The sequence below is a fragment of the Methylobacterium pseudosasicola genome, assembly GCF_900114535.1.
In the GTDB taxonomy this organism is placed as follows: domain Bacteria; phylum Pseudomonadota; class Alphaproteobacteria; order Rhizobiales; family Beijerinckiaceae; genus Methylobacterium; species Methylobacterium pseudosasicola.
The window spans coordinates 67945-81528 of sequence record NZ_FOTK01000002.1; the positions used below are offsets into that span (position 1 = coordinate 67945).

Genomic DNA, 13584 nt, shown 5'->3' on the forward strand with positions numbered 1-13584 from the left:
CCGGATCCACAAGGTCCGGGACCTTGTGCGGGTCCAGGGCGGAGCCCTGGTACATCGGGGCTCCGCCCCGATACCCCGCCAAAGGGCTGAGCCCAGCCCTTTCAAGGTGTTTCCGGAAGTGCCGGAACGACCAGACGCGCTCTCCTCCCCCTTGTGGGGAGGAGTTGGAGGTGGGGGTGGTGCAGAAGGCACCGTGACGTTCGATCCTGCACCACCCCCACCCCTGACCCCTCCCCACAAGGGAGAGGGGAAATATGCTTCTCTTTCAATACGTTACAAACATGGAACAGGGTCTCTGCATCCAGCTCAAACACCTTGAAAGGGCTGGGGCTGAGCCCTTTGGGATCCCTTAGGCCGCTTCCGAGACGGCGCCGAGGCCCCAGGCCTGCGCCAGCTGCGTGTAGGACTCGTGCCGCGCCGCCTGGTCGGGTATCGCCGAGACGATCATCAGCTCGTCGGCCTGCGTCCGCGTGACGAGATCCGTGAGCGTCGCTCGCAGGGTTTCCGGCCCGCCCACATGCAGCTTGTCACGGCCGCGCTCGATCTGGGCGCGCTCGGAATCGGAATACGGGTAGGCCAGCGCTTCGTCCAAGCTCGGCAACGGCCGGTACTCGCCGCGCTCCCGCCGCAGGGTCGACAGCCGCGCGCTCGCGGCCAGCCGCTCGGCCTCCGCATCGGTGGCGGCGCAGATCGCCGCCACGGCCAGGATCGCGTGAGGCCGCTCGCCCAGGCGGGTCGGCCGGAACAGGCGGCGATAAGCCAGCATCGGCGCCTCGGCCGGCATCCCGGAAAAGTGCTGCGCGAAGCCGAAGCCGCAGCCGATCTCCCCGGCGAGCTGGGCGCTGTAATCGGACGAGCCGAGCAGAAAGATCGGCGGCAGGGGCACTCCGGCAGGGCTCGCCTGGATCTTGCCGAACGGATGCCCCTCTGGAAATCCGCCGTCCCAGAACAGCAATTCCTGCAGGCGGTCCAAAAAGTCGTCGTTGCCGCCCTCCCCGGGGGCCTCCCGCCGACGCAGGGCCCGGGCAGTGAGCCCGTCGGTGCCGGGCGCGCGCCCGAGGCCGAGATCGATCCGGCCCGGGAACAGCGCCTCCAGCACCCGGAAGCGCTCGGCCACCATCAGCGGCGCGTGGTTCGGCAGCATGATCCCGCCCGAGCCGACCCGGATCGTCCGGGTCGCGGCAGCGATCTGGCCGATCATGATCTCCGGGGCCGGACTCGCCACGTTGGGCAGGGCGTGATGCTCGGCCAGCCAGTAGCGGCGGTAGCCGAGGCCATCGACGTGGCGCGCCAGCGCCAGCGTGTCATGCAGCGCCTGAGCCGGAGTCGAATCGGCGCTGACGAAGGAGAGGTCGAGGACGGAGAGCGGTATCATCGATAGGAGATGGGGAGGCGTGTGGGCCGGTGCGAGGGCCCGATGATCCGCGTCGGCCCGGTCATGGCGCCGGTTCGTCGTCCGGCCGGTCGCTCCGGTACAGCGCCTCGAAATCCCGGCCGCCATAGAACACGTTGGTGATCATCACCCGCTCGGTCTCGACCCGATAGGCGATGATCGCAGATCGTTCGAACGGCACCGTCCGCAGGCTGGGCTCCAGGTCGTCGCGCGGACGACCGCCATGTGGGGCATCGCCGATGCGCCGGCAGCGTTCGATGATCCGCCGGATGAAGCCCTCGGCAATGGCGTTGTCTTGGCTCGCAAGGAGCACGACACGGAAGATGTCCGCGAGATCGATCCGAGCGTCGCGCTGGAACGCGACCGGCAGCCTACGCACGACGGCGATCGTCCAGGGCCTGGGCGAACAGAATTTCCATCTGCGCCTCGACCTCATCGAGACTCAGCGGCGGGCTGGGGTCGTCCAAAGAACGGCGGATGCGGGCGCGGATCGCGTCGAGGCGTTCTGCATCCTCCTGGCGCCGGCTCTGCCAGGCCTGCACTGCGTCCTCCAGAACCTCGCCGAGCGAGGCGTATTCGCCGGCCTCGACGCGCTCGCGCAGGGCACGGACCGTCTCGGGGGGCAGCGTCACGCTGATCGTCTCGGCCGGCGGCATGAATCGCCCTCGTCCATCGCCCTCTTCGAATCGACACGAGACTAGCATGGAATCCGGCCCGCCGCGCAGCCTTGTCCGCACCGCACCGTCGGCCTAGGGTCCCGGCCGCATCGCGGGCGCCCGAGACCGCCGCGCCCCTCACGGAGATCGAAACGCCATGGCTCTCCTCGCCGACGTCCTCTCGCGGGTGAAGCCGTCCGCGACCATCGTGATGACCCAGAAGGCCCGGGACCTGAAAGCCTCCGGCGTCGACGTCATCAGCCTGTCGGTGGGCGAGCCGGATTTCGACACGCCGGACCACATCAAGCAGGCGGCGATCGAGGCGATCCACCGCAACGAGACGCGCTACCCGCCCGTCTCGGGCATCGCGCCCCTGCGCGAGGCGATCGTGCGCAAGTTCAAGCGCGAGAACGGGCTCGACTACAAGGTCTCGCAGACCATCGTGGGCACCGGCGGCAAGCAGGTGCTCTACAACGCCTTCCTCGCCACCCTGAACCCCGGCGACGAGGTGGTCATCCCCCGCCCCTACTGGGTGTCCTACCCGGAGATGGTCGGCCTGTGCGGCGGCACGCCGGTCTTCGCCGATACCGACATGGCGCACGGCTTCAAGCTTCAGCCCGAAGAACTCGACCGGGTGCTGACGCCGAAGACCAAGTGGATCGTGCTCAACTCGCCGTCGAACCCGTCCGGGGCCGCCTACACGCGCGACGAGATGAAGGCGCTCACCGACGTGCTGCTGCGCTATCCCGACGTGCACATCCTCACCGACGACATCTACGAGCACCTGACCTACGGCGACTTCGCCTTCGTCACCCCGGCCCAGGTCGAGCCGCAGCTGATCGAGCGGACGCTGACCATGAACGGCGTCTCCAAGGGCTACGCCATGACCGGCTGGCGGATCGGCTACGCGGCCGGGCCGGAAAAGCTGATCAAGGCGATGGACTTCGTCCAGGGCCAGCAGACCTCCGGGGCGAGCACCATCGCGCAATGGGCCGCGGTAGCCGCCCTCGACGGCCCGCAGGACCACCTGGCCAAGTTCCGGGCGGCGTTCCAGGGCCGGCGCGACCTCGTCGTGTCGATGCTCAACCAGACCAACGGCCTGACCTGCCCGACGCCGGAGGGCGCCTTCTACGTCTACCCGTCCTGCGCGGCGCTGATCGGCAAGACGACCGAGGCCGGCAAGACCATCGAGACCGACGAGGATTTCGTCACCGAGCTGCTTCAGGCCGAGGGCGTGGCCGCCGTGCACGGCTCGGCCTTCGGGCTCGGACCGAACCTGCGCATCTCCTACGCCACCTCGAACGCGGTGCTGGAGGAAGCCTGCCGGCGCATCCAGCGGTTCTGCGGCTCGCTGCGATAGCAGCCTCGGAGGGATCGCCGGATCAGTCGGCGATCCCGAGCACGAGAGCGAGCATCCGGTTCAGGGAGGCGAGGGTATCGCGCTCCAAGCGACCGATGGGCGGGCTGCATTTCGCGCGCGGCATGGCGATGATCTTGTCGGTCATGATCTGCGAGACGCTTCGCAATCCGTTGGCCGCTGATGGTTCGACGGTCAGCCGGAAGAGCGGTGCATCGCGCAGAGTACTCGTGAGGAGGCAGACAAGGATGCTGTCGGTCTCGACGAGCCAATCGGACTGAATGACGAGGGCGGGACGCGGCTTGCCGTATGAACCAGGCGGCGAGACGGTCACGATGTCACCGCGCGTCACGGTTCGGGCCAGTCGAACGCCGACGCGATGAAGTCCAGGGCTTCGGCCTCCTCGGGCGCGCCCTTCAAAAGCGCGGCCTGCCGAGCAGCTTCTTCCTTGAAGCCCGGCGCCAATGGGTCCGGAACCCAGATGCGCACGAGCTTCATGCCATCACGCCGCGGCGCCTGATGATAGCGCTGGGACTTCGGCTGTCCTTCCCGGGGCTTGATCTGGGGCATGAATTGGCGGGTCCGATCGCGCGCCATACTAGGCTTCGACAGCGCTCGTGACTACCATGTCCGGATCTCTGAACCCTCGCGAGCCTCCCATGCCCACCATCGCGGTGATCGCCCCCGGCGCCATGGGCAGCGCCATCGGGGCGCGGCTGGTCGAGCACGGCGCTCGCGTGCTGACCTCCCTCGAAGGGCGCGGAGCGGCGAGCCGGGAACGGGCCGCGGCGGCCGGCATGATCGATGCCGATACGGCCGAGCTCGTGGCCGCCGACATCCTGCTGTCGATCGTGCCGCCCGCCGACGCGGAGGCTCTGGCCCGCCGCCTCGCCCCCGCTCTGGCCGCGGCTCCGCGCAAGCCGGTCTATGTCGATGCCAACGCCGTCAGCCCGGGCACCATCGCGCGGATCGCCGCGATCGTCTCGGAAACCGGGGCGCCGTTCCTCGACGGGGCGATCCTGGGCCTGCCGCCGAAGCCCGGCGCCAAGGGCCCCCGCGTCTACGTCTCGGGGGCCGACACCGCCCCGGCCCTGGTCCTGCGCGAGCTGGGCCTCGACCTTCGGGTCTGTCCTGGCGCCGTCGGCGCGGCCTCCAGCCTCAAGATGAGCTATGCCGGCCTCAACAAGGGGCTGACGGCCCTCGCTGCGATCATGATCCTGGCCGCCGAGCACACCGGGGCCGGCCCGGCGCTGCTCGACGAGCTCGCCGAGAACGAGCCGGCACTGCTCGCCCGGTTCGCCCAGGCCCTGCCCGACATGGCGCCGAAGGCCTATCGCTGGGCGCCCGAGATGGGCGAAATCGCCGATTTCCTCGGGCCGGACGCGGCCGGGCGGCAGGTTTTCTCGGGCTATGCCGATCTCTACGAGCGCTTGGCCGCCGATGCGGGAAAGCCCGAGATCGCCGCGCTGATACGCTTCGCCGCGGCCGCCGCGGAGCGCTGATCGCCGCGGGGGCGCCGAAACGGGCCCCGCTCTGTTGCCGGCTCGGCTGCCACCCTCTACACGGGCGGTCCCCGCGGCCGATGCGCCTGAAGGTTTCGCGAGCCCGCTCGGGCCTGCATGGTAGCGGGGCCGGCAGTGACGGGGTGGTTCGGACCAGTTCTCTGGACCAATCCTGTGAGGCTCAGTGGGCCGAGTTGCTGCAGGAGTGTCGGGAGCGCGGGGAACAGGAACCGCGGGCTCGGCGCAAGGCCCACATAGAATTCCGGCTTATCTCATCCGAGAGCGGGCGCCGATCCAGGCCCCCTGCCCCGATCCGGGACAGCCCGATGCGGCCAGCTTGGCGCTTCGTTCACGCTCCCGCGCGATGATGTGACGAGGCCGGGGATCCGGTCCGGCGTAACCGCGTTCTCTCGGGCCTGACGATCATGCGAGCCCTGCTCACCGGCGGCATCAAGGCGATCCTCGGGATTGCCGCCCTCTCCACCGCCGCCCATTGGACCTTGCGCGTGCAGCGCGAATCCACCCCTGCCAGTCCGATCGCGGCCTTCGCCAGCGTTCCCGATCCGGCCGCCACCGGCTCGATCGAGCCGCGCCGGCCCGTAAGCGCCCCTGCCGTCGTGCCGGCCCCTGTCATGCCCGCCCCGACCGCGGGCCTCGACCAGGGCCACCTCGCTGCCCTGATCGCGGGCGCGACCCCCGCCAAGGCGAAGGTCGCCAAGACGGCGACCAAGACCGCGGCCGCCGAGAAGGTCCCGGCCAAGCGCTGAGCCCGGTACTGCGCCGGCGAACCGTGCCGGCTGCATACTTTCCCTGCGCTGCGACGGGTGCCGCCGCGGGCGCGAGCGTGGCAAAAATATAGGCCTCCAGCGAGATTTGGCAGGCATGAGCACGCAGGTCGCGACATCCGTCGCCAACGACAGGGGCCCCGCCCGGGCGGCCCCGTCACCCGACCTCGCGCGCCGCCGGCGGATCGTCGGCATCGCCCTGATGTGCGGCGCCGTCGCGTTCTTCGCGAGCCTCGATGCCAGCGCCAAGACTCTGGCGCGCGCGGGCGTCGACCCCTTGGTCACGACCTTCATGCGCTACGCCGCCAGCGTCGCGATGATCTCGCTGTTCATCAACCCGGTGCGCACCCCCGGCGTGGTGAAGAGCCGGCGGCTGACCCTCCAGATCGTGCGCTCACTGCTGCTCTTCGCCTCCACGGCCCTGAACTTTTTGGCCCTGCGCTACCTGCAACTCGCCGAGACGATCTCGATCCAGTTCGCCGCGCCGCTCACCGTGGCGCTGCTGGCCGGCCCGTTGCTCGGCGAATGGTCGTCCCGGGGCCGGATGGTGGCGATCGGCGTCGGCTTCATCGGCGTGCTGGTGATCGTGCGCCCCGGGTTCGGCGGGATGCATCCGGCCGCCCTGCTCTGCGTCGCCAACGTCGTGGTCTACGCCTTCTACGCGATCATCACGCGCAAGCTCGCAGCCTACGATTCCACCGCCACGACCATGTTCTACACCGGGCTCGCGGGCCTCGCGCTGATGGCCCCGCTCCTGCCCTGGATCTGGACCAGCCCGGCCAACCTCACCCATTGGGCGCTGCTGTTCGGGGTCGCGCTGTTCGGCACGATCGGGCACTGGTTGCTGGTGCTGGCCCATGCCCGGGCGCCGGCCAACATCCTGGCGCCGTTCATCTATACCCAGCTGCTGTGGTCCGTGACCCTGGGCTTCCTGCTGTTCGGCGACGTGCCGAGCCGGTGGACGGTCGCCGGGGCCATGATCGTGGTCGGCTCCGGCCTCTATCTCCTGGCGCAAGAGACGATCCGCCGGGACAGGCCGGCCGCCTGAGGCGACCGGCCGGTTCGAGGCGAGCTTAGCGGCCCATCCGCTCCTGGCGGTCCAGGCGCTCCTCGCGGCGGTTCTCGCGGGCGCGGCGGGCCGGATCCGGATCGGTGCCGAGCACGCCGCCGACCGTGCCGGTGGCGGCACCCACCGCGCCGCCCACGACACCGCCCACCGGGCCGGCCGCGGCCGAGCCGTCCTCGACGCCGCGCTGGGCGCCCCGGGCGGTGCCCTGGGCCTCGGCGCCGGTGGCGAAGGCCAGCGGGGCGAGGGCGAGGGCGGCGATCATCAGCTTCTTCATGGTCAACTCCTGGTCGTCGTTCGGGACGAGCTCCGCGACTTGCGGGTCGCGGAGGGCGTGCTGGTCAACGGTTCAAGCGCCGAAAGGTCTCATCAGGCATCCCGGGTCCGGCCGCTGGCATCGGGAAGGGGCCGCTGCTAGAGAACGGGTCATGTTCGCTTCGCATGCTCTTCGCGGCCTGGGCCGCAGGCTTCGAATTATTGGCCCGGCCTCCGCGTAAACGAGCGCTCGCTTCGGCGAGGCCGCGCGGAAGTCCGGGATCCTGATGCCGCTCGCCCTGCCCAGATTCCTGTATCCGGCCGGCCCGATGCCGCCGGCCCGACCGCCGATGCGAGATCCGATGACCACCCCCGAGACCGCGGCTGCCCGCGACTATTCCAAGACCCTGTTCCTTCCGCGCACCGAGTTTCCGATGCGCGCCGGCCTGCCGACCCGGGAGCCGCTGCTGCTGGAGCGCTGGGCCGCGATCGACCTCTACGGGAAGATCCGCGCCGCTGCTTCCGGCCGGCCGCGCTTCGTGCTGCACGACGGCCCGCCCTACGCCAACGGCAACATCCATATCGGCACGGCGCTCAACAAGATCCTGAAGGACGTGGTGGTGCGCTCGCAGGGCGCGCTCGGCCTCGATGCCAACTACGTCCCCGGCTGGGACTGCCACGGTCTGCCGATCGAGTGGAAGATCGAGGAGCAGTACCGCGCCAAGGGCCGCAACAAGGACGACGTGCCGGTGATCGAGTTCCGGCAGGAATGCCGGACCTTCGCGGCCCATTGGCTCGACGTGCAGCGGGAGGAGTTCAAGCGACTCGGCGTCACCGGCGACTGGGACCATCCCTACGCGACCATGGCCTACCCGGCCGAGGCGGTGATCGCCGACGAGCTGATGAAGTTCTCGATGAGCGGCCAGCTCTATCGCGGCTCCAAGCCGGTGATGTGGTCGGTGGTCGAGAAGACCGCGCTTGCCGAGGCCGAGGTCGAGTACGAGGAGCATGTCAGCGACACGATCTTCGTCGCCTTCCCGATCCGCGACGGGGCCGACGCGGCGCTGGCGGATGCCAGGGTGGTGATCTGGACCACCACCCCCTGGACCATGCCGGGCAACCGCGCCGTCGCGTATTCCAAAAAAATCGCCTACGGGCTCTACCGGGTGACGCAGGCCCCGGCCGAGAACTGGGCGACCCCCGGCCAGACCTACGTGCTCGCCGACAGCCTGGCCGCCACCGTGTTCAAGGCCGCCCGGGTCGAGGCGTTCGAGCGCGTCGGCGACGTGCGCCCCGAGGTCCTGGCTGGCCTCACCCTGGCGCATCCGCTCAACGGCCGCGGCTACGACTTCGCCGTGCCGATGCTCGACGGCGACCACGTCACCGACGAATCCGGCACCGGCTTCGTCCACACGGCGCCCAGCCACGGCCGCGAGGATTTCGATCTCTGGATGTCCAGCGGCCGGCTGCTCCAGGAGCGCGGCATCGACCCCGCGATCCCTTACACGGTGGATGCGGACGGCGCCCTGACCAAGGCCGCGCCGGGCTTCGAGGGCACCCGGGTGCTCACCGACAAGGGCGAGAAGGGCGACGCCAACAAGGCGGTCATCGCCGCCCTCACCGAGGTCGGGGCATTGGTCGCCCGCGGGGTGCTGCGCCACCAGTACCCGCATTCCTGGCGCTCCAAGAAGCCGGTGATTTTTCGGAATACCCCGCAATGGTTCATCGCCATGGACCGGCCGGTGGACAGCCTGGGCAACCGGTCCCTGCGGGAGGTCGCGCTCCAGAGCATCGACGAAACCCAGTGGGTCCCGCCGCAAGGAAAAAACCGCATCAACGGCATGGTCGGCAACCGGCCGGACTGGGTGGTCTCGCGCCAGCGCGCCTGGGGCGTGCCGATCACCGTGTTCGTCCACCGGGAGAGCGGTGAGATCCTCAAGGACGCTTCCGTCAACGCCCGGATCCGCGACGCCTTCAAGGCGGAGGGCGCCGATGCCTGGTTCCGTGACGACGCGGCGCAGCGCTTCCTGGCGCCGGACCACGACCCGGCCGCCTACGAGAAGGTGACCGACGTCCTCGACGTCTGGTTCGATTCCGGCTCCACCCACGCCTTCGTGCTGGACGATCCGGAGGCGTTCCCGGCGCTCGCCGGCGCGCGGCGCGTCCGCGACGGCGGGCAGGACCGGGTGATGTACCTGGAAGGCTCCGACCAGCACCGGGGCTGGTTCCAGTCCTCGCTGCTCGAATCCTCCGGCACCCGCGGCCGGGCGCCCTACGACATCGTTCTGACCCACGGCTTCGTGCTCGACGGCAAGGGCCTGAAGATGTCGAAGTCGAAGGGCAACGTCGTCGCGCCGCAGAGCATCATCAAGGATTCGGGCGCCGACATCCTGCGCCTCTGGGTCGCCGCCTCGGATTACACCGACGACCTGCGGATCGGCCCGGAGATCATCAAGACGTTTGCCGAGACCTACCGGAAGCTCCGGAACTCCCTGCGCTGGATGCTCGGCTCCCTGGCGCATCGCGTGCCGGGCGACGACGTCGAGTTCCAAAAAATGCCGGAGCTGGAGCGGCTGATCCTGCACCGTCTGGCCGAGCTCGACGGCGAGATCCGTGAGGCTTACGCGACCTACGACACCAAGCGGGTCGTGGCCCTGCTCAACGGCTTCATGACCGGCGACCTGTCGTCGTTCTACTTCGACGTGCGCAAGGACGCGCTCTACTGCGATCCGATCTCGTCGGTGACCCGCCGGGCGGCCCTGCAGGTGATCGACGAGACCTTCCGGCGGGTGGTGGTCTGGCTGGCGCCGGTGCTGGCCTTCACGGCGGAAGAGGCCTGGCTCGACCGCTACCCGTCGCAGGACGGCTCGGTCCATCTCCAGACCCTGCCGGAGACGCCCGCAGCGTGGCTGGACCCGGCCCTCGCGGAGCGCTGGCAAAAAATCCGCAAGGTGCGCCGGGCCGTGACGGGCGCGTTGGAGATCGAGCGCGCGGCCAAGCGCATCGGCGCGAGCCTGGAGGCGGCCCCGACCGTCTACGTCTCGGATCCGGAGCTGCTCGCCGCCCTGGAGGGCTGCGACTTCGCCGATACCTGCATCACCTCCGCGATCACGGTGGTGGCGGGTGAGGGCCCTGCGGACGCGTTCCGGATCGACGAGGTGCGCGGCGTCGCCGTGGTGCCGAGCCCGGCCGAGGGCCGCAAATGCGCCCGCTCCTGGCGCGTCAGCCCGGCGGTGGGCAGCGACCCGGAATTTCCGGACGTGACGCCCCGCGACGCCCAGGCCTTGCGCGAGTGGGACGCGGCGCACCCGGAGGCCAGCGCGGCGTGAGTTTTTTGGGGGGGGGCCTACACCGCCGCCATCTTCCCCTCTCCCCGCTTGCGGGGAAAGGCCCGCACGGACCTTGTCGTCCGTGCGGGAAGCGGAGGCGCAGCCGGAGCGGCGGTGAGGGGGCTTGAACGGATGAGGCTCACTCGGAATCGCCCCCTCACCTTCGGCTGCCGCCTCGCTCCGGCGACAACAAGGTCGCCGGAGCCCTCTCCCCGCATGCGGGGAGAGGGGGGATCAACCGGCCGCCCCCTGCCCCGCCTATGACCCCCACCCGCGCCGGCCTGCTGGCCCTGCTCGTCACCCTGGTCCTCGACCAAGCCTCCAAGCTCGGGCTCTATTTCGGCACCGATCTCGTGCTCACCCAGCCGTGGCGGCTGGCGCCGTTCGCCGATTTCGTGGTGGTCTGGAATCGCGGCGTCTCCTACGGGCTGTTCCAGCAGGAGAGCGGCGTCGGGCGCTGGTTTCTCGTGGCCCTGTCGCTCGCCGCGGCGCTGGGCCTCGGGATCTGGATGACCCGGGCGGGCTCGCGGCTGCTGGCGGTGGCCCTGGGGCTGATCGTCGGCGGCGCGCTCGGCAACGCCATCGACCGGGCCGCCTACGGGGCGGTGTTGGACTTCGTCCACCTCCATGCCGGCGGCTGGTCCTGGTACGTGTTCAACGTGGCCGACGCGGCGATCGTCGCCGGGGTGATCGGCCTGATTCTCGACAGCCTGAGTCCAGCCGGGCGGGCTACGGCGAACGAGGCCGCCCGGAGCGAGCCGGCACCGGGCGATTCGGGGCCGCGCCTGTGATGCGCGCACCACACAGGCCCTGCCCGTCCCAAGCCTCTGGTGCGATGCGGTCAAGGCGCCATACGATCGCCGGAAACCGGTCTCAGGCCGGGACCCGTCGGATCAGGCCGCGTGGCGGCCGTCCCCGCGCCGGATTCCCGGCCGGAACCCGTGAGGCAGCATGACCGGGCACCGCAGGCTTCGTCTCAACCTCCCCGCCCTGGTCGCGCTGACGCCGCTGCTGGCGTGCGGCGCGCAAGCGCAGGAGCGCGGCGAGTTCATGCGCGACGCGCTCTCCGGCATCGGCCTCCTGGAGAAGCGCCAGGACCCGATCGACTATCACGAGCGCCCGCCGCTGGTGATGCCGCCCAAGCTCGACGGCAAGGCCCTGCCCCAGCCCCGGGCCCGCTCCACCAGCACCGCCTGGCCGAAGGATCCCGAAATCGCCGAGCGCGAGCGCGCGGCAGCCGAGCGGCGCCGTCCGGTGGGCAACCAGGCGCGCGGCCGCTACGACGACAACAACGCCACGCTGTCGGTGGACGAGATCCGCGGCGGCCGCCGCGCCGGGGCGAGCGTCACCACCGAGGCCGAGCGCAAGCCCGGCGACACCAACCGCGACGACAGCCTGCTCAGCCCGTTCGACCTGCTCAAGGGCAAGAGCGCCAATGCCGAGCCCTCCGATGTGGAGCCGGCCCGCGACGTCCTGACCGATCCGCCGACCGGATATCGGCAATCGCCAAAGAAGCTGGCCCAGCCGCCGTCGCGGGACCCGATCAACAATGCCAGCCGCGAGCGTGACGAGGCCGACCCCCGGGCCTATCAGCGCCAGCGGGCCCAGCAGTAACCAACCGGCTGTGGCGCCGTTGCAACGGCGGCCCGGCATGGCAACATGACATCTCTGTCCCGGTACGGCTCTTGCCGGCCGGAGACGCGGACGGCCCCGATCCTCGCCAGCGCCCCAGTAGGGCGTCGGCGGCGCCGGGGCCGGCAAAAGGAAAGCGGAATGCACCTGTTCAGGAAGGCGACGCCCACCCTCTTCCCGCTGCGTCCGGGTTCGCCGTATGGCGGCAGCGCCGGCCGGGGCGAGGCCGCGCCGTTCGGGCGCTCCGAGGCGGGCGGACCGGAGGTCACGGCCTTCACCCTCGACAACGGCCTCGACGTGGTGGTCGTGCCCGATCACCGGGCCCCCGTGGCGACCCACATGATCTGGTATCGCAACGGCTCGGCCGATGATCCGTTGGGCCAGTCGGGCATCGCCCACTTCCTCGAGCACCTGATGTTCAAGGGTACCGAGAAGCACCCGGTGGGCGCCTTCTCCAAGGCGGTCTCGGGCCTCGGCGGCCAGGAGAACGCCTTCACCAGCTACGACTACACCGCCTATTTCCAGCGCGTCGCCCGCGACCATCTCGGCACCATGATGGCGTTCGAGGCCGACCGCATGAGCGGCCTCGTCCTGGACGACGCCGTGGTCGCGCCCGAGCGCGACGTGGTGCTGGAGGAGCGGCGCATGCGGGTCGAGACCGACCCCTCCGCCCAGCTCTCCGAGGCGATGGCCGCCTCGCTGTTCGTGCACCACCCCTACGGCATCCCGATCATCGGCTGGATGCACGAGATCGAGGGCCTGAACCGCGAGCACGCGCTGGCCTATTACAAGCGCTTCTACACCCCCGAGAACGCGATCCTCGTGGTGGCCGGCGACGTGACCCCGGACGAGGTCCGCCGGCTCGCCGACGAGACCTACGGCCGCGTCGCCCCCCAGGGCGCCCGTCCCGAGCGCCTGCGGGCGCGGGAGCCCGAGCCCAAGGCCCTGCGCCGGGTCGCGGTCGCCGACCCGAAGGTCGAGCAGCCGACCCTGCAGCGGCTCTACCTGACTCCCTCCTGCATCACCGCCCGCGACGGCGGCTGCCACGACCTGGAGCTGCTGGCCGAGGTGCTGGGCGGCGGATCGACCTCCTACCTCTACCGCAAGCTGGTCATGGAGACCGGCCTCGCGGTGAATGCCGGTGCCTGGTACATGGGCTCGGCGATCGACGAGACCCGGTTCTCCGTCTACGCGGTGCCGGCCGAGGGCGTCTCCCTGGAGGCGCTGGAGGAGGCCGTGGACAAGATCCTGCGCCGCGCCCCCGCGGAGGCGCTCGGCGCCGAGGCGATCGAGCGCGCCAAGACCCGGCTCGTGGCCGAGACCGTCTACTCCTCCGACAGCCAGTCCTCGCTCGCCCGGATCTACGGCTCGGCGCTGGCGATCGGCGAGACCATCGAGGAGGTCCGCCGCTGGCCGACGGATATCGAGGCGGTCTCGCAGGAGCGCCTCAAGGCCGCCGCCGAGCGCTGGCTGACCCCGTCCCGCTCGGTCACCGGCTACCTGACCAAGGCTCAGGACCCCGACGCCCCGGTGGCGATGGCCGCGGAATAGGTTTTCGGGCGCGTCCCGGCGGGCGGTTTTTTGCTCCCGTCGGGACCTGCATCAGGCC

General features: G+C 70.3%; 14 protein-coding genes. 8 read left to right on the forward strand and 6 right to left on the reverse strand.

Annotated elements, in window-relative coordinates; all coding sequences use genetic code 11:
* Positions 1-349 precede the first annotated feature (349 nt).
* The 3 genes from BM228_RS02490 to BM228_RS02500 all read right to left on the reverse strand — a co-directional run bounded on the left by BM228_RS02490 (position 350) and on the right by BM228_RS02500 (position 2049).
* Positions 350-1375 (reverse strand): LLM class flavin-dependent oxidoreductase, encoded by a 1026-nt coding sequence (locus BM228_RS02490; protein ID WP_092036894.1) that lies wholly within the window; start codon positions 1373-1375, stop codon positions 350-352.
* 61 nt (positions 1376-1436) lie between these two features.
* A complete protein-coding gene (locus tag BM228_RS02495) occupies positions 1437-1772 on the reverse strand; it encodes a type II toxin-antitoxin system RelE/ParE family toxin (protein ID WP_092036896.1) in 336 nt (111 codons plus the stop codon).
* A complete protein-coding gene (locus BM228_RS02500; protein ID WP_092036898.1) occupies positions 1765-2049 on the reverse strand; it encodes a ribbon-helix-helix domain-containing protein in 285 nt (94 codons plus the stop codon). Before BM228_RS02500 ends, BM228_RS02495 begins: the two co-directional genes overlap by 8 nt.
* A 157-nt stretch (positions 2050-2206) precedes the next feature.
* Between BM228_RS02500 and BM228_RS02505 the strand changes: the two genes are divergently transcribed.
* Positions 2207-3409, forward strand: a complete 1203-nt coding sequence (locus tag BM228_RS02505; RefSeq protein ID WP_092036900.1) for a pyridoxal phosphate-dependent aminotransferase — start codon at positions 2207-2209, stop codon at positions 3407-3409.
* A gap of 22 nt (positions 3410-3431) precedes the next feature.
* Here BM228_RS02505 and BM228_RS02510 read toward each other — a convergent pair whose 3' ends face one another.
* Both BM228_RS02510 and BM228_RS02515 read right to left on the reverse strand, forming a co-directional pair.
* A complete protein-coding gene (locus BM228_RS02510; protein WP_092036902.1) occupies positions 3432-3758 on the reverse strand; it encodes a type II toxin-antitoxin system PemK/MazF family toxin in 327 nt (108 codons plus the stop codon).
* Entirely contained in the window at positions 3755-3976 is a 222-nt protein-coding gene (locus tag BM228_RS02515) for an antitoxin MazE family protein (protein WP_092037335.1), read from the reverse strand. The genes BM228_RS02510 and BM228_RS02515 overlap by 4 nt, the downstream gene beginning before the upstream one ends.
* An 89-nt stretch (positions 3977-4065) precedes the next feature.
* Between BM228_RS02515 and BM228_RS02520 the strand changes: the two genes are divergently transcribed.
* From BM228_RS02520 to BM228_RS02530, 3 genes are all read left to right on the forward strand, one after another.
* The gene (locus BM228_RS02520) at positions 4066-4908 is read left to right on the forward strand and encodes an NAD(P)-dependent oxidoreductase (RefSeq protein WP_092036904.1); all 843 of its coding nucleotides are present in this window, start codon (positions 4066-4068) and stop codon (positions 4906-4908) included.
* Positions 4909-5333: 425 nt separating this feature from the next.
* A complete protein-coding gene (locus tag BM228_RS02525; protein ID WP_092036906.1) occupies positions 5334-5675 on the forward strand; it encodes a hypothetical protein in 342 nt (113 codons plus the stop codon).
* A 115-nt stretch (positions 5676-5790) separates the two neighbouring features.
* Positions 5791-6741 (forward strand): DMT family transporter, encoded by a 951-nt coding sequence (locus tag BM228_RS02530; protein WP_092036908.1) that lies wholly within the window; start codon positions 5791-5793, stop codon positions 6739-6741.
* Positions 6742-6766: 25 nt separating this feature from the next.
* Here BM228_RS02530 and BM228_RS02535 read toward each other — a convergent pair whose 3' ends face one another.
* Entirely contained in the window at positions 6767-7036 is a 270-nt protein-coding gene (locus tag BM228_RS02535; protein ID WP_092036910.1) for a hypothetical protein, read from the reverse strand.
* A gap of 340 nt (positions 7037-7376) precedes the next feature.
* On the opposite strand from BM228_RS02535, the gene ileS reads away from it, so the two are divergent.
* From ileS to BM228_RS02555, 4 genes are all read left to right on the forward strand, one after another.
* On the forward strand, positions 7377-10343 hold the full coding sequence (gene ileS, locus BM228_RS02540) for an isoleucine--tRNA ligase (RefSeq protein ID WP_092037337.1): 2967 nt from the start codon (positions 7377-7379) through the stop codon (positions 10341-10343).
* 260 nt (positions 10344-10603) lie between these two features.
* Positions 10604-11134: a signal peptidase II gene (gene lspA / locus BM228_RS02545; protein ID WP_092036912.1), complete on the forward strand. Its 531-nt coding sequence runs from the start codon at positions 10604-10606 to the stop codon at positions 11132-11134.
* A gap of 160 nt (positions 11135-11294) precedes the next feature.
* The gene (locus tag BM228_RS02550; protein WP_092036914.1) at positions 11295-11957 is read left to right on the forward strand and encodes a hypothetical protein; all 663 of its coding nucleotides are present in this window, start codon (positions 11295-11297) and stop codon (positions 11955-11957) included.
* Between the two features lie 159 nt (positions 11958-12116).
* Positions 12117-13526, forward strand: coding sequence for a M16 family metallopeptidase (locus BM228_RS02555; RefSeq protein WP_092036915.1), 1410 nt, complete (start codon positions 12117-12119; stop codon positions 13524-13526).
* Positions 13527-13584 lie beyond the last annotated feature (58 nt).